This is a genomic window from Pseudomonas syringae group sp. J248-6, assembly GCF_032586995.1.
Lineage (GTDB): Bacteria > Pseudomonadota > Gammaproteobacteria > Pseudomonadales > Pseudomonadaceae > Aquipseudomonas > Aquipseudomonas amygdali.
The window spans coordinates 195,900-216,648 of the sequence record NZ_JAWHOP010000002.1; the positions used below are offsets into that span (position 1 = coordinate 195,900).

Consider the following 20,749-nt stretch of genomic DNA (forward strand, 5'->3'; position numbering starts at 1 on the left):
TTCAATGAACACTTTTTTTAATCATGCAGTTGTCTAGACAAGCTGAGCCGATGTACCTCGAACTGGCTGAAACCCTGCGCGATGAGCTGGTTTCGTATCGGCCCGGCGATTATCTGCCTGCCGAGTTTCAGTTGGCCGAACGCTTCTGCGTCAACCGCCATACGATCCGCCGAGCGGTCGATGAACTGGTCCGTGAGGGCAGTGTGCTGCGACGCCAGGGCAAGGGCACGCAAGTGCTGGAACGTCCGTTGATCTACCCGATGCAGGCCGACAGCGCCTACAGCCAGTCGCTGTCGGCACAAGGCATCGGCGTGGAAGCGATTCTGCTGTTGCGCCGCGAATGCCTCGCCAGTCACGAAGATGCGCTGCATCTGGGGCTGGCCGAGCATGCGCCGCTGATCGAAATGCAGACGTTGCGCAAGCTGGATGGCCAGCCTGTAAGCCTGATCTGCCACCGCTACAGCGCCCGCTACAGCGATGTGCTGGCTGAGTATCAGGGTGGTTCGGTTCGCCAGTATCTGGCTGAGCGCGAGTTGCCGCTGAGCCGTGCGCAGAGCCTGATCGGAGCCCGCCTGCCGTCCCGTGAAGAGGCCGGGCTGCTGCTGATGCCCCGGCACATGCCGGCGCTGACGGTGTTGACGGTTTCGTGTGACCGATCGGGGCAGCCGGTGGAGCTTTCTCGCTCGGTCAGCCGCTGCGACCGCTTCCAGTATCAGGTGGCGTTCAATCAGATCGCCGTTACCCCAACGACTGACTGACATCGAGGTGTTCCATGCAAGCAACCCCTGAAACGGCCGCACGGCAGCACTGGATGGGCGTACTGGCGCGCGCCCTTGTCGATGAGCCGAGCCGCGAACAATTACAGCGTCACGAAGCGGCGTTGCGTGACACCGATTACCAGATGATCCGCGCCCCGGAAATCGGCATGACCCTGGTGCGTGGCCGCATGGGCGGCACCGGTTCGGCGTTCAACCTTGGCGAGATGAGCGTTACCCGCTGCGTGGTCCGTCTGGCCGATGGCCGCACGGGTTACAGCTATCTGGCCGGACGCGACAAGCGCCATGCCGAACTGGCGGCACTGGCCGATGCCCATTTGCAAGGCGCGCAACAGGCCTGGTGGCTGTCCGAGCTGATCGAGCCACTGGCACGTACGCAAGCCGAGCGTCGGGCACGCAAGGACGCCGAAGCCGCTGCAACCAAAGTGGAATTCTTTACCCTGGTCCGAGGAGAAGACTGATGAATGCCGTCCTTCTGCAACCTGCCTTCACCGATCCGGTGCTGGATGCCCAGCGCAGTTTTCGCGTAGCGCTCAAGGCCTTGTCCGGTCCGGGTGTGATTCAGACCCTGCCCACCAGGCATCAGCCGCCTGCCTTGCAGGGCCTGGACAGCGCAACTCATGCCTTGTGCCTGGCGCTGCTGGACCTGGACACTCCGCTCTGGCTCGCCCCTGCATTTGATACCCCGGCGATTCGCGCGAACATTGCCTTTCATTGCGGCAGCCCGATTGTCACTGACCGGAGTGCTGCCCGCTTCGCGTTGCTTGATGCGTCGACTGTCGGTGAACTGCGAGGTTTTGATACCGGCAACGACCGTTACCCTGATCAGTCCTGCACCTTGCTGATTCAGCTGCCAGGCCTGCAAGGCGGACCGGCCCTTGCCTGGAGCGGTCCCGGCATCGAGCAGCAAAATTCTGTGGCCTTGCCGCTGGACGAGGCGTTCTGGACCGAGCGTGAAGCATGTAATGTCTTCCCCTGCGGGCTGGACGTGTTCTTTGTGTCGGGCAACCAGATGCTCGGCTTGCCACGCAGCACCCGCGTGCAGGAGTGTGCCTGATGTACGTCGCCGTGAAAGGTGGCGAACAGGCCATCGATAACGCCCACCGCCTGCTGGCCAACAAGCGCCGTGGCGATACAAGCATTGCCGAGCTCGATGTCGAGCAGATCCGCCAGCAGTTGCCATTGGCGGTTGCGCGAGTCATGAGCGAGGGTTCGCTGTACGACCCGCAGCTGGCCGCACTGGCGATCAAGCAATCGGCGGGGGATTTGATCGAAGCGATCTTTCTGCTGCGCGCGTACCGCACGACGCTCACGCGTTTTTGCGCCAGCGTGCCCATCGACACCTCGAACATGCAGCTCAACCGGCGTTTGTCCGCCACGTTCAAGGACGTGCCCGGCGGGCAATTGCTGGGCCCGACATTTGACTACACCCACCGCTTGCTGGATTTCACCTTGCTGGCCGAAGGCGAGCACCCTGGCCCGGACGTGGCACCGGACGCAACGCTGCAACCCTGTCCGCGAGTGCTGGGGTTGCTGGCCAAAGAAGGGTTGATCAAACCTGAAGTGGACGATGGCGAGAGCGTTGCGGACATCACTCGCGAGCCGTTGGAGTATCCGTCCAGTCGTGCCCAGCGTTTGCAGGCGCTGGCCCGTGGCGACGAGGGTTTCCTGCTGGCGCTGGGTTATTCGACCCAGCGCGGTTACGGTCGCAACCATCCGTTCGCCGGAGAAATCCGCATCGGCGAAGTAGAGGTCTGGATAGAGCCTGAAGAACTGGGTTTTCCGATTGTGATCGGCGACATCGAAGTGACTGAATGCGAGATGGTCAACCAGTTCGTCGGCTCGGCCAGCGAACCTGCGCAGTTCACCCGTGGCTACGGTCTGGCATTCGGCAACGCAGAGCGAAAGGCAATGGGCATGGCACTGGTGGACCGCTCGTTGCGCGCCGGGGAATTCAACGAAGAAGTCCGCTCGCCGGCCCAGCAGGAGGAATTCGTGCTGGCGCATTGCGACAACGTCGAGGCGGCCGGTTTTGTCTCGCACCTCAAGCTGCCGCATTACGTGGACTTCCAGTCCGAGCTGGAGTTGATCCGCAAGCTGCGCAAGTCCGCACCGCAACCGGAGAGCGACCAATGACTAATGCACCCATGAACACCGCAGAGCAAAGGCCCGCACGGGATGACGCCTACAACTTCGCGTATCTGGACGAGCAGACCAAACGCATGATTCGCCGTGCCTTGCTCAAGGCGGTGGCGATTCCCGGTTATCAGGTGCCGTTCGGCGGGCGCGAGATGCCGCTGCCTTATGGCTGGGGCACCGGCGGGATGCAACTGACCGCTGCAATCCTGGGGGCCGATGACGTGCTTAAGGTCATCGATCAGGGCGCTGACGACACCACCAATGCCGTCTCGATTCGGCGCTTTTTTGCCCGTACGGCAGGCATCGCCACCACTGAGCGCACCCCCGAGGCGACTGTCATCCAGACCCGTCACCGCATTCCGGAAACACCGTTGCACGCCGATCAGATCATGGTCTATCAGGTGCCGATTCCCGAGCCGCTGCGTTTCATCGAGCCTTCGGAAACCGAGACCCGCACCATGCACGCGCTGGATGATTACGGCGTCATGCACGTCAAGCTCTACGAAGACATCGCTACCTTCGGCCACATCGCGACCAGTTACGCCTACCCGGTGATGGTCGATGAGCGCTACGTGATGGACCCGTCGCCGATTCCCAAATTCGACAACCCCAAGCTGCACATGAGCCCTGCGCTGATGCTGTTTGGTGCTGGACGGGAAAAGCGTCTGTACGCCGTGCCGCCGTTTACCCAGGTGGTAAGTCTGGATTTTGAAGATCACCCGTTTGAAGTACAGCGCTGGGAGCAGTGCTGCGCAATCTGCGGCAGCCATGAGTCCTTTCTTGACGAGCTGATTCTTGACGACGCCGGGACGCAGAGCTTTGTCTGCTCGGACACCGATTACTGCGCCCAACGCGTCAAGCAGCAGGAGAACGCCCGATGATCAGTGCTCTCTCATTGAACCCGGCGGGCGACCGCCAGCCCGAACCTGCGCAACCGCTGCTCAAGGTGCGCGGCCTGACCCGTTTGTACGGGGTACAGAAGGGCTGTCAGGACGTCAGTTTTGACCTTTACCCCGGCGAAGTGCTGGGCATCGTCGGCGAGTCCGGCTCGGGGAAATCCACGCTGCTGTCGCTGTTGAGCGGACGTTGCCCGCCGGATCGCGGCAGCATCGATTATCGAGGCAAGGATGGCGACTGGTTTGATTTGTACAGTTCCAGTGAAGCGCAACGTCGCACCTTGTTACGTACCGAGTGGGGCTTTGTCGAGCAGAACCCGCGTGATGGCCTGCGCATGGGCGTCTCTGCCGGAGCCAATATCGGCGAGCGTCTGATGGCCCAGGGCGTGCGCAATTATCAGCAATTGCGCAGTGCGGCGGTGGACTGGCTGAGCCAGGTCGAGATCGACCCGCTGCGCATTGATGATCTGCCGCGCACGTTTTCCGGCGGCATGCAGCAACGCCTGCAGATCGCCCGCAACCTGGTGTCCAGTCCCAGACTGGTATTCATGGACGAACCCACCGGTGGGCTGGATGTGTCGGTGCAGGCGCGGTTGCTCGATCTGTTGCGTGGCCTGGTTCGGGAGCTGGACCTGGCGGTGGTCATCGTCACTCACGACCTGGCGGTCGCGCGGTTGCTGGCTGATCGGCTGATGGTCATGCGTCGCTCGGAAGTGGTCGAGAGCGGCCTGACCGATCAGATTCTCGATGACCCGCAGCATCCGTATTCACAACTGCTGGTGTCCTCGGTATTGCAGCCATGAACCAGACAACCCGATCAGACACCGTTCATAGACAAGAGGTGAATCCGATGACGACGTTGATCGAGGTCCGCGATCTGTCGAAAACTTTCACCCTGCACCAGCACAATGGCGTGGTCCTCAATGTGCTGCGCGGGCTCAATTTTTCGGTGCGCGCTGGCGAATGCCTGGTGCTCAGCGGGCATTCCGGCGCGGGCAAAAGCACATTGTTGCGCACTTTGTACGGCAACTACCTGCCTGCCGCTGGCAGCATCCGCGTACAGCACGAAGGCGAGTGGACTGAACTGGTCGGGGCAACGCCGCGCCAGGTGCTTGAGGTGCGGCGCAAAACGCTCGGCTACGTCAGTCAGTTCTTGCGCGTCATTCCGCGTGTATCGAGCCTGGATGTGGTTATGGAGCCAGCACTCGCACGCGGCTGGTCGCGCGAACAGGCTCAGGAGCGCGCGCAACTGCTGCTGAGCCGGCTGAACATTCCCCAGCGCCTGTGGCCTCTGGCGCCCAGCACCTTTTCCGGTGGTGAACAGCAGCGTATCAACATCGCCCGGGCATTCATGGTGCCGTGGCCGGTTTTATTGCTCGACGAACCGACGGCTTCGCTGGACGACGCCAACCGTCAGGTGGTGCTGGAGCTGGTCGATGAGGCCAAACAGGCCGGTGCCGCACTGATCGGTATTTTTCATGACCGCGACGCCCGCGAGGCAGTCGCCAATCGTCAACTCGACATGAGCCCGGTGGACCTCACCGCCAAGGAGTTGCTGCAATGCTGAACGAACAGATCTTCAGTAACGCCCATGTGGTGACTGCCGAGCAGGTGTTCGTCGGCACAGTTGTGGTCCGTGACGGCCTGATTGCCGAGGTTCAGAGCGGGCGTAGCCAACTGAGCCAGGCTCAGGACATGCAGGGTGATTATCTGCTGCCCGGGCTGGTGGAATTGCACACCGACAACCTGGAGAAGCACCTGTCGCCGCGGCCGGGTGTCGATTGGCCGTCGATGTCAGCGGTGATCAGCCATGATGCGCAAATCGTCGCGGCCGGTATTACCACGGTGTTCGATGCGCTGTCGATTGGCGACATCAACCCCAAGGGCAAGCGCATGCAGCAACTGCCCGCGATGCTTCAGGCGATTGCCGACGCCAACGCAGCGGGCCTGACCCGCGCCGAGCACCTGTTGCACCTGCGTTGCGAGGTCAGTCATCCGGATACCCTGAGCGTGTTTCGTGACCTGGTGGACCAGCCGCTGGTGCAACTGGTTTCGGTGATGGACCACGCGCCTGGCCAGCGTCAGTTTGCCCTGGAGTCCAAGTACCGCGAGTACTACATGGGCAAGTACCACATGAATCATGAGGAAATGGATCGCTTCATCGTCGAACAGGTCGCCAACTCCACCGAGTACGCCGACCGCTACCGGCGCGCGATTGTCGAGCTGTGCCTGGCGCGTGGCCTGTCGATTGCGAGCCACGACGACGCAACCATGGCGCATGTCGAGGAATCAGCAGGTTTCGGCATGAACATTGCCGAATTCCCGACCACTCTCGAAGCGGCCCGCAGCTGTCGGCAACTGGGCATGAGCGTGCTGATGGGCGCACCGAACATCGTGCGCGGTGGCTCGCACTCCGGTAACGTGGCGGCAGCATCGCTGGCCCGAAATGGGCTGCTGGACATTCTGTCCAGCGATTACTACCCGGCCAGCCTGTTGCAGGCCGCGTTCATGCTGGCCGAACAGGACAACGACTGCGAGCTGCCGCACGCGATCAATATGGTCAGCCGCACGCCCGCTGTTGCGGCAGGGCTGGCGGATCGTGGCGAGATTCGCATCGGTCTGCGCGCTGATCTGATTCAGGCGCGCAATCATGCAGGCCTGCCGGTGATCGACAAGGTCTGGCGACAAGGCAAGAGGGTGTTTTGATGGTTGGCAGGTTGATCTATCTCATCGGGCCGTCCGGTTCAGGCAAGGACAGCCTGCTGGATGCAGCCCGTGAAACGCTGGCACAACGCAACTGCCGGGTTGTACGGCGGGTGATCACCCGTTCTGCCGAAGCGGTGGGTGAGGCGGCACAGGCGGTGACGGTCGAACAGTTCGAGCAGATGCGCGAGCGTGGCGCGTTTGCCTTGAGCTGGCAGGCGAATGGCTTGCACTACGGCATCCCCATCGAGATCGATCAGTGGCTGCTGGAGGGCCACGACGTGTTGATCAACGGCTCCCGGGCGCATCTGCAGAAGGCGCAAATGCGTTACCCGACGCTGCTGGCGGTGCTGCTGACCGTCAACCAGGACGTGCTGCGCCAACGGCTGTTGGCGCGCAACAGGGAAACCCTTGCGGAAATCGAGGAGCGACTAGCGCGCAACTCGCGCTTTGCCGGGGATTTACTGGCGAACAATCCGCAGGTCTTCCCGCTGGATAATTCGGGCGATCTGCAACAGACCGTCGCCACGCTTATCGGCTTGATGGAGCGACGTGACGCATGCGCCTGACCCTGCTGGGCACCGCTGATGCACGACAGGTGCCGGTCTACGGTTGCCAGTGCCCGGGCTGCTCGGCGGCGCGGGCGAATCAGGACCTGCGGCGCTTGCCGTGCAGTGCGCTGATTGAATGCGCCGATCAGCGCTGGTTGATCGACAGCGGTCTGACCGACCTTACCGACCGTTTCCCGCCGCGCAGCCTGAGTGGCATCCTGCAGACGCATTACCATGCCGACCATGCCCAGGGGCTGTTGCATCTGCGCTGGGGGCAGGGGCTGGTGATTCCGGTCCACGGCCCGGCGGATCCGGAAGGCCTGGCCGACCTCTACAAGCACCCCGGCATTCTCGATTTCAGCCAGCCGTTTGCAGCCTTCGAAACCAGAGCCTTGGGCGCACTGCAGGTCACGGCGCTGCCGCTGACCCACTCCAAGCCCACGTTCGGCTACATGTTCGAAGGCGACGGGCAACGTTTTGCCTACCTGACCGACACCGTCGGCTTGCCTGACGACACCCGCGAGTATCTGCAACGTGCACCGCTGAATCTGCTGGTGCTCGACTGCTCGATGCCTCCACAGCTTCAGCCGCCACGTAATCACAATGACCTGACCCTGGCGCTGCAAACCGTCGACCAGTTGCGACCGGGCAAGGCGGTATTGACGCACATCGGCCACACGCTGGATGCGTGGTTGATGGGGCAGCCGCAAGGACTGCCGGGGCATGTACTGATCGGTCGGGACGGTATGGCGCTACAGGCGTGCGCATAAACGCAAAAACTGTGCGCTGATCGCCCGCAAACGCCTGTTCCAGACGCTTGGCAGGCTGCGACAATTTGTCATTATGAACCGTTTGGTACATTCTGTTCGGCTGTAAAAATCCGACAGGTTTGAAAAATGACAAACAAGCAAGACACAGGAACTGGCGGCAGGTTGCTGCTGCTCGGGCTGGGAGTACTGATCGCCCTGATCGGGCTCGGTCTGGCAGGTGGCGGCGGCTACCTGGTGAGATTGGGCGGCAGCTGGTTCTTCCTGCTGATGGGGCTGGCGATGCTGGTCAGTGGTGCGCTGATCGCCGTGCGCAAACCCAAAGGTGCCGTGTTGTATGGCATCGCCCTGATACTGACCGCCGTCTGGGCTATCTGGGATGCAGGCCTGCATTATTGGCCGCTGGTGTCCCGCCTATTGACCTTTGCCGTGATCGGCCTGGTGATTGCGCTGATCTACCCGACACTGGTTCGCGCTTCGGGTGCTCAGGCAGGCCGCGGTGCCTATGGTCTGGCCGGTCTGTTGGCCATCGGTGTTGTGGCGACCATCGGTTACATGTTCGTTCCGAGCCATGTGGTCAGCGCCAGCAGCGTGCCGGCTATTGTCCCGGTGGCACCGGGTGCCGAGCAGAAGGACTGGGCACACTGGGGCAATACCCCGGCAGGTAACCGGTTCGCTGCTCTGGATCAGATCAACAAGAGCAACGTCGACCAGCTTCAGGTTGCCTGGACCTTCCACACCGGCGACATTCCGCAGAGCACAGGTGCCGGTGCAGAAGACCAGAACACCCCGCTGCAGGTCGGTGACACGGTGTACACCTGCACCGCCTACGGCAAAGTGTTCGCACTGGATGCTGACACCGGCACCCAGCGCTGGAAGTTCGACCCGCAGGGCAGTGCGCCCAACTGGCAGCGCTGCCGCGGCCTGGGTTACTTTGCCGCGCCCGCAGCCGACGCACCAGCCCAGCCAGCCGCCGCGTGTGCCACACGCGTGTTTCTGCCGACTGGCGACGCTCGCCTGATCGCACTCGACGCCAGGACCGGCGAGACCTGCAAGGACTTTGGTAATCAAGGCGTAGTCGATCTGAAAACCGACATGGGCGAAGTCAAGGAAGGCTACTACCAGCAGACCTCGACACCGCTGGTGGCGGGCAATGTGGTTGTGGTGGGCGGTCGGGTTGCCGACAACTTCTCCACCGGCGAACCTCCAGGCGTGGTGCGTGCTTTCGACGTACACAGCGGCGAGCTGGTCTGGGCCTGGGATCCGGGTAACCCGAATACCAACAAGCGTCCGCCAGCAGGCGAAACCTACACGCGTGGCACGCCGAACGTCTGGTCGGCCATGTCCTACGATGACAAGCTCGGCCTGATCTACCTGCCGACCGGTAACGCCACACCCGATTTCTTCGGCGGAACGCGTACCGAGCAGGACGACAAATGGTCTTCGTCAGTCGTTGCGGTGGACGTAAAGACCGGTCAGGTGCGCTGGAACTTCCAGATGACCCACCACGATCTGTGGGACTTCGACATTCCGGCGCAACCGTTGCTGTATGACATCCCGGACGGCAAGGGCGGTACGCAGCCAGCATTGGCGCAAGTCACCAAGCAGGGCGAGATTTTCCTGCTCAACCGCGAAACCGGCGTGCCGATCTCGCGTGTCGAAGAACGCCCTGTGCCGCAGGGTAATGTGCCGGGCGAGCGCTATTCGCCGACCCAGCCGTTCTCGGTGGACATGCCGTCGATTGGCAACCAGACCCTCAAAGAGTCCGACATGTGGGGTGCCACGGCGTTTGACCAGCTGATGTGCCGCATCGCTTTCAAAGGCATGCGTCACGAGGGTGTTTACACGCCGCCAGGCCTGGACCCTGCGTTGCAGTTCCCCGGCTCGCTGGGCGGCATGAACTGGGGCAGCGTCTCGGTCGACCCGACCAACAACTATATGTTCGTCAATGACATGCGCCTGGGCCTGGCCAACTACATGATCCCGCGCGACAAGATCGCCGCCGGTGCCAGCGGTATCGAAATGGGCGTCGTGCCGCAGACCGGCACGCCGTTCGGTGCCATGCGCCAGCGCTTCCTGTCTGCCGTCGGCATTCCGTGCCAGGCACCGCCGTTCGGCACCATGTCGGCGATTGACCTGAAAACCAAAAAACTGATGTGGCAGGTTCCGGTCGGCACCGTGAAAGACACAGGCCCGATGGGCATCCGCATGGGCCTGCCGATTCCGATCGGCATGCCGACGCTGGGCGCTTCGTTGTCCACCCAGTCGGGCTTGCTGTTCTTCGCCGGTACTCAGGACTTCTACCTGCGCGCCTTCGACAGCGGCAACGGCAACGAAATCTGGAAGGCCCGTCTGCCCGTAGGCAGCCAGTCCGGCCCGATGACCTACGTGTCGCCCAAAACCGGCAAGCAGTACATCCTGCTCACCGCCGGCGGCGCCCGCCAATCGCCGGATCGTGGCGATTACGTGATTGCCTACGCGTTGCCCAAGTAACGTGCTTCAACGTTGAGGGGCAGATTCTGCCCCTCGATTCGCTTTGTCACACGCTGGATGTCTCGCTAATGGATGGATGCTACTGTTGGCTTTTCAAGTAAATGGCCATTTTGGATAGCCAATCCGAATAATGGGTGTGTTCACTGCTGGGCTCAAAGTAGCATCCCACTGTGGATGCCATTAATTCGCTGTAGTCTGTTTCTGTCATGGGCTGGCTTAACAGATGCTCAATTTCTTTTACGCTATCTCGCAAACAGCTCGCGGGTTCACATTTTACGATCTCTTCAAGCGCGTGATTGCTGTCCAAAAACTCTTTAGTCCAGTCCTGATGGAAATAGCAGCCTAGTAATCGGCTCAAGTTGGCGTATTGTTCTTTTTTCATCATGATGTCCGGCTTTTTGTTATTGGGAGCTGGCTTCAATCTTTGATTGTTGTTGATGTCTGGTGCGAATCTATCTAATAGGGGGCGGAGCGGCCTTGTTGGTAGAGTGTTGTTAGGCCGCAGTTTGGCTATATGTCTAGGCGTTGGCTATTATTCTTTTGGCAAGATACTCATAAAAATTTTCTGCATAGTGGATCGCTGTTCCTGAAGGTATTCGCAAGAAGATTTGACATTCATTATCTTTGTAAGTGTCATAGTTGAAGAAGAAAACTTCGCCCAGGTCCGTTTTGCTGATGACTACTTTTTCTGGAGTTGTCGACTTGTTTTTGAGTCCGTTAATATGTTGGAAGACAATATCTCCACCATTTATGTCATCGAGGTCCATGCCGTAGATGCTGTAAATTTCCTCGGTGCCTACTTCTCCTCCCGCATAATTTCGTAAAAACCATTTGTAGGAGTCAGGCAATGGGTGACCTAAACGCTGTTCTGCCTTAATAATCCACTCGTCGGCCACCGCGTCGGCAGGTGTTCCGAATGCTGCTACATCCTCATGTGTCTTTATAAGGTTTCCAAGATCAAATGCTGTCAAATTAGTCATTTCATTACTCGTGAGTATTCGCGCAGTTAAATCTAGTTCCACCTCTTGTATCTGCTCCTGAAAATTCAAATAGTTCAGTATTTGCTAGAGGCTTTCCACGCTCATCTGTTGACTTTGGTTACGTTTGAGTAATCGCCGAACTCGGGGATTTTTTCGTAATTGTCTTTAGGCTCGAACTGCGATTTGGCTTCCTCAAGCTTATGTGGGTTTAGCTGCTCCCGACGAATCAAAAGCTCGCCGCTTTCTTTGAAGATGTAGCTGGTTCCAACTGAGATTTTCCCAGCGTCATCAAATTCACGATGGGTTGCCATCGTGAGGAAAAGCGTTTCTGAATCCAGGCATTGAAACTGATAGGTAAGGTATTCGCGCTGATGGTCATCCAGAAATCCAACGCCCACCATGTTCTTGTCTAAAATCATTTCTACGAAACAAGCTGGTTTAGAGTCTGAGCCTATCAACGCTGTATAAGGTTTTTTAGCCAAATGCAAAGCGTTGGCGGTAGCCTCGTCCATAGGGTCGATTGCACGATGCTTAAGGCGGAACCAGGACTTGCAATAAAAAATAGAAGGACTCATCAATACACCTTTCCGTTGATATCTCTTATTAAAACTCCTGCTTTGTCTGCAGAGTCTAAAATAGTTTGGGGTATTATACCTGTTTGAGGTGGAACTTCCAGTATCAAAGCGCCCTGTAATTTTTGTCCTGCCAAAGAGCCACTGGATGGAACATTCGCTATAGTAGAGCCGCTCGGGTACTTTGATATTGCTTCATTTATATAGCTTTTGGCGGTGGATTCAGATATTTTTGAAAATTGAGTTAATTTACGTGATATGATTTCTCCAGTTGTTGGGTTGTATGAATCTAGTCGGTAATAGCCATTGCCGTCAGGCCTCTGTATGTAGACCTCATTGTAGGGGTAATTTTTTGATTGAACTCTATTAAACTCGTTACCTGCATCGAGTCGCTGCAGCCACTCTGGTTTTGATGAGGTATTTGCCACGTCGTTGGATTCTTTTTTTGCATCTGGCCGATTAGATAGCGAGGGTGTAGTTGGCGGCTCTTGGGTGTCCATTACTTCCCGGAGCGGTGAAGGCTCACTCCTCTGCAACTCAGGATGAGCCAGCAATCTCTGCTCATTTCGAGCCAACCAACCCGCAATTTGCTTATTGGTCATGTCTGCTTGAAGCTTCGCGCTTCTTGCGGCGATGCCGTCCAGACTGCCTACGATCCCAGCCTTGACCTGACCTCGTGTGATGTAGGTAACGATGGCAGTCAGTAGGAGCATGACTAATTGCTCCTGACCTCTGGCAAGTTGCCGCGCGGCGGCATCTATACGCTCATCAATCAGCCACGCGGAGGCTCCTGTGGGATCAAGCCCTGGCGGTTTGACACCTTCCTCTGCATTCCAGGCAGTCACAATACCTTCATAGAGAGTTGCAAGACAGGCAGGGAGCCCTTGATAAAAGTACTCGGCAATGGCTGAAAGCCCCATACCCAGCAGAATTAGGTTGCCGACCTGTAAGCCTATGCCGCTGCCTGCTATGGCCCCTGGTACAGCGCCCGCCCCGAATGCTAGCGATCCAGCCGCGCCACCAACAAGAGTTCCTACGGCTACGCTGCCGCCCATGATCATGGCGACCTCTTTTACCAGTTGCAGCAAGACAGGAAGGATTTCCGTAATGTCTATGGAAGCCCACTTGCGCATCAGATTCAGCTGGATGATTGGGTAAGACTTGGACATCGCCAGCTTCACCGACTCAATGCGGTTTCCGCCGATACTGCCAAAGGCCAGTGTGGCCTCGTTACTGACTCGTCGAGTGAAACCGTTCCAACCATCCAAAGCGCTTTCCCAGCCTTGATCGAAAGACTGATTCAGATGGTTGAATTTGTTATCGAGGGTTCGCTCGATGTCTTCCCATTTGGGGACGTTGGCTAAAAGATCCATTTATTCATCTCTGTCCTTGAAAAGAGTAAATTCAGATTCTCGATCCTTGAGTTATCGGACTACAGCCTGCGCTAGAGGTAACCTTTGCCTGATCGTCTGGCATGCCAATTCGATCTCAGATACTGCCATTTTTCTCATTTGTGCGACGATCGCAATGATGTCAATGAGATAGCAGTTGGGTGTTCACGACTGTGATAGCTAGATGACGCATTGAATTCCCGGCGCTTTTCCTCACCGCTGTGGTTTGAAAGTTTTTTTGGTTGATCGCTAAAAAGTGAAGTGCGGCACGTTTTTTGAACGCCTGGTATTGGTCTTGCTCCTTCACACATCCCCAACTACATCGCACCAATCTCCGGCTTGCCCGTTCTCGACCCGCCATAAACAGGTGGATGCGTGACGATATGCGTCAGGTCGACCGCCGAGGCCAGCAGTTTCTGCAGGTCGGGACGCGGACGTGACAGGCGTGGATCATTCAGTGTTGCCTGCTCGAGCGCCGCTGCGCAGGCGAGCAGTTTTGCGTCGCCGCGAAACCCGCCGATCATCTGTAGCCCGAACGGCATGCCGTTGTGATCGGTGCCGCAGGGCAGGGACAGTGCCGGGTTGGTGGTCAGGGTGATGGTGTAGCACAGCGCCAGCCAGCGATAGTAATTGTCCAGTGGCACGCCGTTGACTTCGCGCAGGTACAGTTCGCTCCACGGGAAGGGCGAGACTGGTGTGGTCGGCGCGAGGATCAGGTCGTAGTGTTCGAATTGCTTCTGGAAACCGCGGAAGATCCGGCTCTGCTCGCCATGTGCCTTTACGCAGTCCTGCAGCGACATGGCGGCGCCCATCTCAAAGTTGGCGCGGGTGTTGGGTCCCAGCGCATCGGGGTCGCGGTCATGGGCGTCCTGCAGCCCGGCAACGAAGGCTTCGGCACGCAGTACGTCGAAGGTGCGATGGGCGCTGCCCAGGTTCAGGTCGATGGCTTCGCAGGATTTGAAGAGCGGCTTCAGTGCGTTGATTTTTTCCCGGAAAACGGCACGGATTGTGTCATCGACTGCGCAGGCGCCGAAGTCTTCGCTATAGCCGACCCGCAGTTGGCTGAGGTCGACGGTGCGTGGTGCAAACGCGTCATCGGCAATGGCATAGCTCAACGGATCGGACTGCCCCAGCCCGGCGCTGGCGCGCAGTTGCAGCAGCGTGTCGGCGACATTGCGACCCATCGGGCCAACAACGGAAATCGGCGTCCAGCCGAGTTTTTTGCGTTCGCTCGGTACCAAGCCGGGTGAAGGTCGCAGGCCGACGATGCCGCACAGTGCTGCGGGAATGCGCAACGAACCACCGGTATCTGAACCGCTGCATAACGGCACCATATCCACAGCCAATGCGGCGGCTGAACCACCCGAGGAACCGCCTGCGTTGAGTTCCGGATTGAACGGGTTGCCGGTCGCGCCCCAGACTACGTTACGGGTGTTGGCTCCGGCGCCGAGTTCCGGGACATTGGTCTTGCCGACGACGATTGCCCCGGCAGCACGCAGGCGCGCGACGAACAGGTTGTCCTGCTCTGGAATGTTGTCGCGGAACAGTTGTGAGCCGTAAGTGGTGAGTACCCCGGCGGTTTCTTCCAGGTCCTTGATGCCGATTGGCAGGCCATGCAGCAGCCCCAGCGGTTTGCCTTGCAGGACTGCATGCTCGGCCAGCAGCGCCTCGTCGCGGGCGCGCTTGAAACAGGTGGCGGCGAACGCATTGATTTTCGGATTGAGGGTTTCAATCCGCTCGATGCAGGCGTCGAGCAATTCCACTGGCGAGATCTGTTTGTTGCCGATCAACGCACGCAGTTCGGTGGCGGATTTGCCGAGCAGCCCGGATGGGTTTTGCATGGAGTGTTCTCCCGAATTTCATCGTTCCGCACGCTCGCGTGGGAATGCATTTCGTGACGCTCTGCGTCACACATCTGCGTCGCGCCTCTTTTTCCAGGTCGGGCACAGCACGTGGGCAGTCTCTTCAAACATCCCCCAGCGCCAGTATCGTTGCCACCAGCGCCTGGCCTCTGGGCACCAGGGTATCAAGCTCCAGATACTCACGGTCGGTGTGTACCTTGCCGCCGACCGGGCCGAGGCCGCACAGCGTGGGGATGCCCAGGCTGGCGGTGAAGCCAGAGTCGGCGCAGCCGCCGGTGAACTCACCTTCCACGCTGAAACCCAGTTCCTGCGCAAGCCCCTGATAGATACTCAGCAGTTCAGTGCTGTGCCGGGCTTCCATGGGCAGGAAGGTCGTGGCTTCCAGCAGTCTGGCCGATGTGCCGGGCAGCTCCTCTTGGGCGACGATGGCCTGAACGGCGGCGAGAATTTCATCCCATTGGCGCAGTTCGACAAAGCGCACATCGAGCTTCGCCGTGGCGCTGGGCGCTACCGTATTGCTGGAGGTGCCGCCAGAGATCAGCCCGACATTGGTGGTGATGCCCGCTGCGTAATCAGTCAACGCATGCAACTTGATTACCTTGTGCGCCAGCGCCTGAATCGCGCTGGCACCGTCGGCGTGATTGACCCCGGAATGCGCCGCGCGGCCGCTGACTTCGATGATCAGCGTGGCACCGCCTTTGCGGGCACTGACCACGTTGCCGCTGGCGCGTCCCGGTTCCGGGTTGAGCACCGCGCGAGCCTGGCGTGCGTACTCTTCGATGTGAACACGAGCGCTGGCGGAGCCGATTTCTTCGTCGCCGGTATAGAGGATCTGTACCGGAAATGGCAGCGGGCCGATGCGCTTCAACGCTTTCAGCGCAAAGCAGTTCAGCACCAGTCCGCCTTTCATGTCGGCCACGCCAGGGCCATAGGCCAGTTCAGCATCTTTGGTATAACCGCGAGCGGACGTGGTGCCTTTGGGAAATACGGTGTCGCGATGACCCAGCAACAACACTGGTTTGCCGGGGCCGCCGGGCAATTCAGCCAACAGCACATCGCCAAAACCCTCAACCGGGATACGTTCGACGCTGATCCCGTCGGCCTGCAATTGCGCGGCGAGCAGTTCGCCGACCGCATCCACTCCGGCCTTGTCGTAACTGTTGGAGTCGGTATCGACCAGGCTCTGCAACAGCTTCTCCATTGCCTCGTACTGCGCGCTCAGCCAGTCAGTGGCCTGCCGTTGTGCCTCATTCATTCACTCAGCTCCTGTATCCGATGCTCGCGGGTCAGCCGTGCGCCGTCCGTTCCCAGGTCCCAGAACAGTCCGGCCATGATTTGCAGACTTTCTTTGACCACCGGTGCCAGCAAATGCTCGTCGGGGGCATGTTGTGAGCACGCCGGGTACGAGTGTGGCACCCAGACAGTCGGCAGGCCCAGCACTTCAGCGAACACGTCATTGGGCAGCGAGCCGCCCAGATTGGGCAGCAGTGCCGGCTTCTTGCCGGTGGTGGCGGCCAGAGATGCCAGTGCCCAACCGACCCACGGGCTGTCGGGTGACAGGCGCGTGGCATGCATCACGTCCATGCGCGTCTGACGGACTTCGACCTGGGTGAAACCGTGCGCATCCAGGTGTGCACGCACGGCGGGAATGAACGCGTTGTAATCGCTGTCGACCACAAAGCGAATGTGGCATAACGCGTGCGCTTTGCCGGGAATGGCGTGTACCGGGGCGTCCGGGTTGCCGGTCTTGAAGGCGAGAACGTCGAGGGTGTTCCAGCCGAAGACTTTTTCGCTGAGCGACAGCGCCGGGTCGCCCCAGTCAGCGTCAATGTCCGGGTCGCCGGGGCCGCCGCCGACCTCGATATCCGCCAACGCTGTACGAACGGCATCGGGGATGGCTGTCGGCACCAGGCCCGCGACTTTCACGCGGCCATGCGCATCGACCATGCTGGCAATTGCGTTGGCCAGAATGATGCCTGGGTTGGCCAGCAGCCCGCCCCAGTTGCCGGAATGGTGCGCGCCTTCACGCAGGTTCACCGTCAGCTCAAAGTTGAATACCCCGCGCGAGCCAAGAAACAGGGTAGGGCGCGCCGCTGCCAGGCGTGGGCCGTCGGAGGCGATGAAAATGTCTGCGGCGAGTGCTTCTGCGTGGGCCTGGCAGAACGCGCTAAGGCCCGGCGAGCCGTCTTCTTCGCCCATTTCCAGCAGCAGTTTGACGTTGAAACCCAGCTTGCCGTCGCGTGCCTTGAGGGTCTGCTCCAGAGCGGTCAGGTTGATCAGGTGCTGGCCCTTGTTGTCGGCGGTGCCACGTCCGTACCAGCGCTCGCCACGTTCGATCACCTGCCACGGCGACAGGCCTGTCTGCCACTGCGCGTCATAGCCGCGAACCACGTCACCGTGGCCGTAACTGAGCAGCGTTGGCAGTTCAGGGGCTTCGATGCGCGTGGCGATCATCAGCGGGCCGCGTCCGGCGACCGGGTTGTCATGCACGGTAACGCTGAAACCCAGACGCTCGACATGCGGGGTGATGAACTCATGAAGATAACGATACAGCTCGGGCAGGCTTTCGGCCTCCTGGCTCTGGGTCGGGTAGGCAACGCTTTTGCCGAGCAGGGCGAAAAACGCGCCGTTGTCGAACTGTTCAGTGACGTTTTCGATAGCGTGCGAACGGCTACTCATGAGGGCATCAGCTCCAGGGTTTTCGAGGTGTCGCGCAAGTGGCAGCGCACGGTTCCGCCTTCCATGCGGCCAATCACCGGAGACTTCTCCTTGCACACCGCCATGCAGGCCGGGCAGCGCGGGTGAAAGGCGCAGCCGGATGGCGGCGACATAGGGTTGGGGAAGGTCCCGTGCAAACCCAGATCGGGAATGCCCAGATGCGGATCAGGGGTCAGTACCGAGTCCAGCAACGCCTTGGTGTAGGGATGACCGGGTCTGGCGAACAGCGATTCGCGGCTGCGCTCTTCGACAATCCGCCCCAGGTACATCACCGCGACACGGTCGGCCAGGTGTTCGATAACGGCCAGGTTGTGGCTGATCAGCAGGTACGTCAGGCCGAATTCCTGTTTCAGGTCCTGTAGCAGATTAAGAATTTGCGCCTGCACCGAAACGTCCAGCGCCGAGGTCGGCTCGTCGCAAATCAACACATCCGGGCGCATTACCAGGGCCCGCGCAATCGCTACCCGCTGGCGCTGGCCACCGGAAAGCTGGCTCGGGTAGCTGTCGATCACGCGCTTGGGCAAGCCGACCACGTCCATCATCGCCTCGGCACGCTGGCGACGTTCGGCCGGGGTGCCAATGCCATGCACCACCAGCGGCAGAGTGACGATTTCGCGCAGAGTCTTGCGCGGGTTGAGCGACGAGTAAGGATCCTGAAAGATCGGCTGGATGCGCCGTGCCATCTCTTTGCGGTCGGTTCCGGCGAGGTGTTTGCCGTTGACCAGTACATCGCCGCTGCTGGGCGCGAGCAGGCCCAGCAGCATCTTGGCCAGGGTGCTCTTGCCGCATCCCGATTCGCCGACCAGACCGAGGGTTTCGCCGCGCATCAAGCGCAGTGACACTCCGTCGACGGCTTTCAAAGTGGCATTGGGTTTGAAAAAACCACGGCTGATGCTGAATTCGCGTCGGATGTCGCACAGCTCCAGAGCAATGTCTTTTTTGACACTCGTGTTAAGGGCCTGATTGTTCATGACGTCATGCCCTCACGGTGCAATACAGTTTCTACGCCCGTTGAAGCAAACAGGCAGCGGGTCATGTGGTCGTGGCTGTGAACCTGAGGGACATCATCAGCACACGCTGCGATTGCTTGCGGGCAGCGATTGCGAAATGCGCAGCCGTGTTGCTCGCCCACCAGACTGGGCACCAGCCCCGGAATCGATCCCAGCGGCTGACCCGGTTGAGTGCGCCCGGGGATCGGTATGCTCGCCAGCAAGCCGCGGGTATAGGGGTGTTGCGGGTTCTCGAACAACTCGACGGCCGGGGCGGTTTCGACGATCTGCCCGGCGTACATCACCGCAACCCGGTCGGCAATGCGCGCCACCAGGCCAAGGTCGTGGGTAATGAAGATCACGGCCAGACCCAGCTCCTTCTGGATGTCGCGAATCAGGCGCAGGATCTGTGCCTGAATGGTCACGTCCAGCGCAGTGGTCGGCTCGTCGGCGATGATCACGTCCGGTTCGCACATCAGGGCCATGGCGATGATTACCCGCTGGCGCAGGCCGCCCGACAATTGATGCGGGTACTGACGCAGGCGCTCGCCAGCGTTGCTGATCCCGACTTTTTCAAGCATTTGCGCCGCACGTTGCAGCGCTTCCTTGCGCGATACCTTGCGGTGTCGGGTGAGCACTTCGCTGAGCTGATCGCCAATGCTGTAGGCCGGGTTCAGCGAGGTCATCGGCTCCTGGAAAATCATCGCCAGACGGTTGCCACGCAGGTCGCACATCTGCCGTTCGCTCTGGGTCAGCATATCGATGCCGTCCAGGCTCAGCGTCGTTGCGGTACGCCGGGCCTTGCGCGGCAGCAGGTCCATGAGTGCCAGCGAAGTCAGGGATTTGCCGCAGCCGGACTCGCCGACGATGCACAGCATTTCGCCGCGCTCGACCTGAAAGTCCAGGCCGCGTACTGCGTGGAGCGTGTCTTGGCCGAGAGGAATCTCGACACGCAGGTTTTCAACATGCAACAGCGCCATGTGCGTATCTCCTCTGTCAGTTGCGCCCGTCGGGCAGGATCAGGTCGCGCAGGCCGTCACCGACCAGATTGATGCCCAGCACCAGCACCATCAGGGCGATGCCGGGAATCGCGATAACCCAGGGGGAAAAGAACATGTACGGTTTGCCTTCGGCGATCATCAGTCCCCAGGACGGAATCGGTGGCTGTACGCCGACCCCGAGAAACGACAGCGCCGATTCCAGAAGGATCGCGTGGGCCATCTCCAGCGTGGCAACCACGATCAGTGCACCGACCAGATTAGGCAGAATTTCGCTGGCCAGAATGCGCAGCGTCGAGCAGCCCAGCGCCTGGGCCGAGGCGACGTATTCAGCATCGCGAATCTGCTGCACGGCAGCGCGCACCACCACGGCAAAGCGGTCCCAGAGCAGGCAGCCAAGCAGCACGATCACCACTTTCAGCGAGCCACCGATCAGCGATGCGGAGGCCAGCGCGATCATCACCACCGGCATCGCCAGGCGTGTGGTGATCAGGTAGCTGATCACAGCGTCGGTCTTGCCGCCGAAGTAGCCGGCCAGCAGGCCCATGATGGTGCCGATGACGCCAGAGATGAGCGCCGCCGAGAAACCGATGAATAGCGAGATGCGTGCGCCGTACAGCAGGCGTGACAAGTAATCGCGGCCCAGTTTGTCGGTGCCCAGCACATAGTCCCAGGTGCCGTTGGCCATCCATACCGGTGGTTTCATGCGCAGCATCACATCCTGCGCGTAAGGGTCGTAGGGGGCCAGCCAGGGGGCGAACAGTGCGCCAAACAGAATGATCAACAGCAGTACCGCGCCGATGGCAAAACCGCGGTGCGCGAAGCTGCTGCGCAACGTGCGCCAGGCACTGCGCGCCGGTGGCTGGTAATCGTTGATCAGCAGCGGCGATGAGGTGGTTGTACTCATGGGGCCT

Annotated in this window: 21 protein-coding genes; 11 read left to right on the plus strand and 10 right to left on the minus strand. The window is 59.9% G+C overall.

Annotation, left to right across the window (positions count from 1 at the left end; genetic code table 11):
- The first annotated feature begins 23 nt into the window (after positions 1-23).
- The 11 genes from phnF to RYC17_RS03035 all read left to right on the plus strand — a co-directional run bounded on the left by phnF (position 24) and on the right by RYC17_RS03035 (position 10,325).
- Entirely contained in the window at positions 24-758 is a 735-nt protein-coding gene (gene phnF / locus RYC17_RS02985; RefSeq protein ID WP_058400264.1) for a phosphonate metabolism transcriptional regulator PhnF, read from the plus strand.
- Between the two features lie 14 nt (positions 759-772).
- On the plus strand, positions 773-1,237 hold the full coding sequence (gene phnG / locus RYC17_RS02990; protein ID WP_230018371.1) for a phosphonate C-P lyase system protein PhnG: 465 nt from the start codon (positions 773-775) through the stop codon (positions 1,235-1,237).
- Positions 1,237-1,833: a phosphonate C-P lyase system protein PhnH gene (phnH, locus tag RYC17_RS02995; RefSeq protein ID WP_316887112.1), complete on the plus strand. Its 597-nt coding sequence runs from the start codon at positions 1,237-1,239 to the stop codon at positions 1,831-1,833. The genes phnG and phnH overlap by 1 nt, the downstream gene beginning before the upstream one ends.
- A complete protein-coding gene (locus RYC17_RS03000; RefSeq protein WP_002553868.1) occupies positions 1,833-2,912 on the plus strand; it encodes a carbon-phosphorus lyase complex subunit PhnI in 1,080 nt (359 codons plus the stop codon). The genes phnH and RYC17_RS03000 overlap by 1 nt, the downstream gene beginning before the upstream one ends.
- A gap of 11 nt (positions 2,913-2,923) precedes the next feature.
- Positions 2,924-3,796 (plus strand): alpha-D-ribose 1-methylphosphonate 5-phosphate C-P-lyase PhnJ, encoded by an 873-nt coding sequence (locus RYC17_RS03005; protein ID WP_371875235.1) that lies wholly within the window; start codon positions 2,924-2,926, stop codon positions 3,794-3,796.
- The gene (phnK, locus tag RYC17_RS03010) at positions 3,793-4,614 is read left to right on the plus strand and encodes a phosphonate C-P lyase system protein PhnK (RefSeq protein ID WP_410478447.1); all 822 of its coding nucleotides are present in this window, start codon (positions 3,793-3,795) and stop codon (positions 4,612-4,614) included. Before RYC17_RS03005 ends, phnK begins: the two co-directional genes overlap by 4 nt.
- A gap of 47 nt (positions 4,615-4,661) precedes the next feature.
- On the plus strand, positions 4,662-5,378 hold the full coding sequence (gene phnL / locus RYC17_RS03015) for a phosphonate C-P lyase system protein PhnL (RefSeq protein ID WP_058407561.1): 717 nt from the start codon (positions 4,662-4,664) through the stop codon (positions 5,376-5,378).
- Entirely contained in the window at positions 5,372-6,517 is a 1,146-nt protein-coding gene (locus RYC17_RS03020) for an alpha-D-ribose 1-methylphosphonate 5-triphosphate diphosphatase (RefSeq protein ID WP_316902515.1), read from the plus strand. Before phnL ends, RYC17_RS03020 begins: the two co-directional genes overlap by 7 nt.
- Positions 6,517-7,083: a phosphonate metabolism protein/1,5-bisphosphokinase (PRPP-forming) PhnN gene (gene phnN / locus RYC17_RS03025; RefSeq protein ID WP_002553865.1), complete on the plus strand. Its 567-nt coding sequence runs from the start codon at positions 6,517-6,519 to the stop codon at positions 7,081-7,083. The genes RYC17_RS03020 and phnN overlap by 1 nt, the downstream gene beginning before the upstream one ends.
- Entirely contained in the window at positions 7,074-7,835 is a 762-nt protein-coding gene (gene phnP, locus RYC17_RS03030; RefSeq protein ID WP_316902516.1) for a phosphonate metabolism protein PhnP, read from the plus strand. Before phnN ends, phnP begins: the two co-directional genes overlap by 10 nt.
- A 126-nt stretch (positions 7,836-7,961) precedes the next feature.
- Complete coding sequence (locus RYC17_RS03035) at positions 7,962-10,325, plus strand: glucose/quinate/shikimate family membrane-bound PQQ-dependent dehydrogenase (RefSeq protein WP_316902517.1); 2,364 nt, start codon at positions 7,962-7,964, stop codon at positions 10,323-10,325.
- Between the two features lie 79 nt (positions 10,326-10,404).
- Here the strand turns inward: RYC17_RS03035 and RYC17_RS03040 are convergent, their stop codons facing one another.
- From RYC17_RS03040 to RYC17_RS03085, 10 genes are all read right to left on the minus strand, one after another.
- On the minus strand, positions 10,405-10,710 hold the full coding sequence (locus RYC17_RS03040; protein WP_122281723.1) for a contact-dependent growth inhibition system immunity protein: 306 nt from the start codon (positions 10,708-10,710) through the stop codon (positions 10,405-10,407).
- A gap of 133 nt (positions 10,711-10,843) precedes the next feature.
- Positions 10,844-11,305 (minus strand): SMI1/KNR4 family protein, encoded by a 462-nt coding sequence (locus tag RYC17_RS03045; RefSeq protein ID WP_316902518.1) that lies wholly within the window; start codon positions 11,303-11,305, stop codon positions 10,844-10,846.
- A 101-nt stretch (positions 11,306-11,406) separates the two neighbouring features.
- Positions 11,407-11,880, minus strand: coding sequence for a hypothetical protein (locus tag RYC17_RS03050; protein ID WP_054078886.1), 474 nt, complete (start codon positions 11,878-11,880; stop codon positions 11,407-11,409).
- Positions 11,880-13,250 carry a DUF6861 domain-containing protein gene (locus tag RYC17_RS03055; protein ID WP_316902519.1) on the minus strand — a complete coding sequence of 457 codons (1,371 nt, stop codon included), beginning with the start codon at positions 13,248-13,250 and terminating at the stop codon, positions 11,880-11,882. Before RYC17_RS03055 ends, RYC17_RS03050 begins: the two co-directional genes overlap by 1 nt.
- A 335-nt stretch (positions 13,251-13,585) precedes the next feature.
- The gene (locus RYC17_RS03060) at positions 13,586-15,109 is read right to left on the minus strand and encodes an amidase (protein ID WP_316902520.1); all 1,524 of its coding nucleotides are present in this window, start codon (positions 15,107-15,109) and stop codon (positions 13,586-13,588) included.
- 124 nt (positions 15,110-15,233) lie between these two features.
- A complete protein-coding gene (locus tag RYC17_RS03065) occupies positions 15,234-16,385 on the minus strand; it encodes a M20 family metallopeptidase (RefSeq protein ID WP_316902521.1) in 1,152 nt (383 codons plus the stop codon).
- Positions 16,382-17,809 carry a M20 family metallopeptidase gene (locus RYC17_RS03070; RefSeq protein WP_316902522.1) on the minus strand — a complete coding sequence of 476 codons (1,428 nt, stop codon included), beginning with the start codon at positions 17,807-17,809 and terminating at the stop codon, positions 16,382-16,384. The genes RYC17_RS03065 and RYC17_RS03070 overlap by 4 nt, the downstream gene beginning before the upstream one ends.
- On the minus strand, positions 17,806-18,819 hold the full coding sequence (locus RYC17_RS03075; protein WP_316902523.1) for an oligopeptide/dipeptide ABC transporter ATP-binding protein: 1,014 nt from the start codon (positions 18,817-18,819) through the stop codon (positions 17,806-17,808). Before RYC17_RS03075 ends, RYC17_RS03070 begins: the two co-directional genes overlap by 4 nt.
- The gene (locus RYC17_RS03080) at positions 18,816-19,817 is read right to left on the minus strand and encodes an ABC transporter ATP-binding protein (RefSeq protein ID WP_122258617.1); all 1,002 of its coding nucleotides are present in this window, start codon (positions 19,815-19,817) and stop codon (positions 18,816-18,818) included. Before RYC17_RS03080 ends, RYC17_RS03075 begins: the two co-directional genes overlap by 4 nt.
- Before the next feature lie 16 nt (positions 19,818-19,833).
- Entirely contained in the window at positions 19,834-20,742 is a 909-nt protein-coding gene (locus tag RYC17_RS03085) for an ABC transporter permease (RefSeq protein WP_122258616.1), read from the minus strand.
- Positions 20,743-20,749 lie beyond the last annotated feature (7 nt).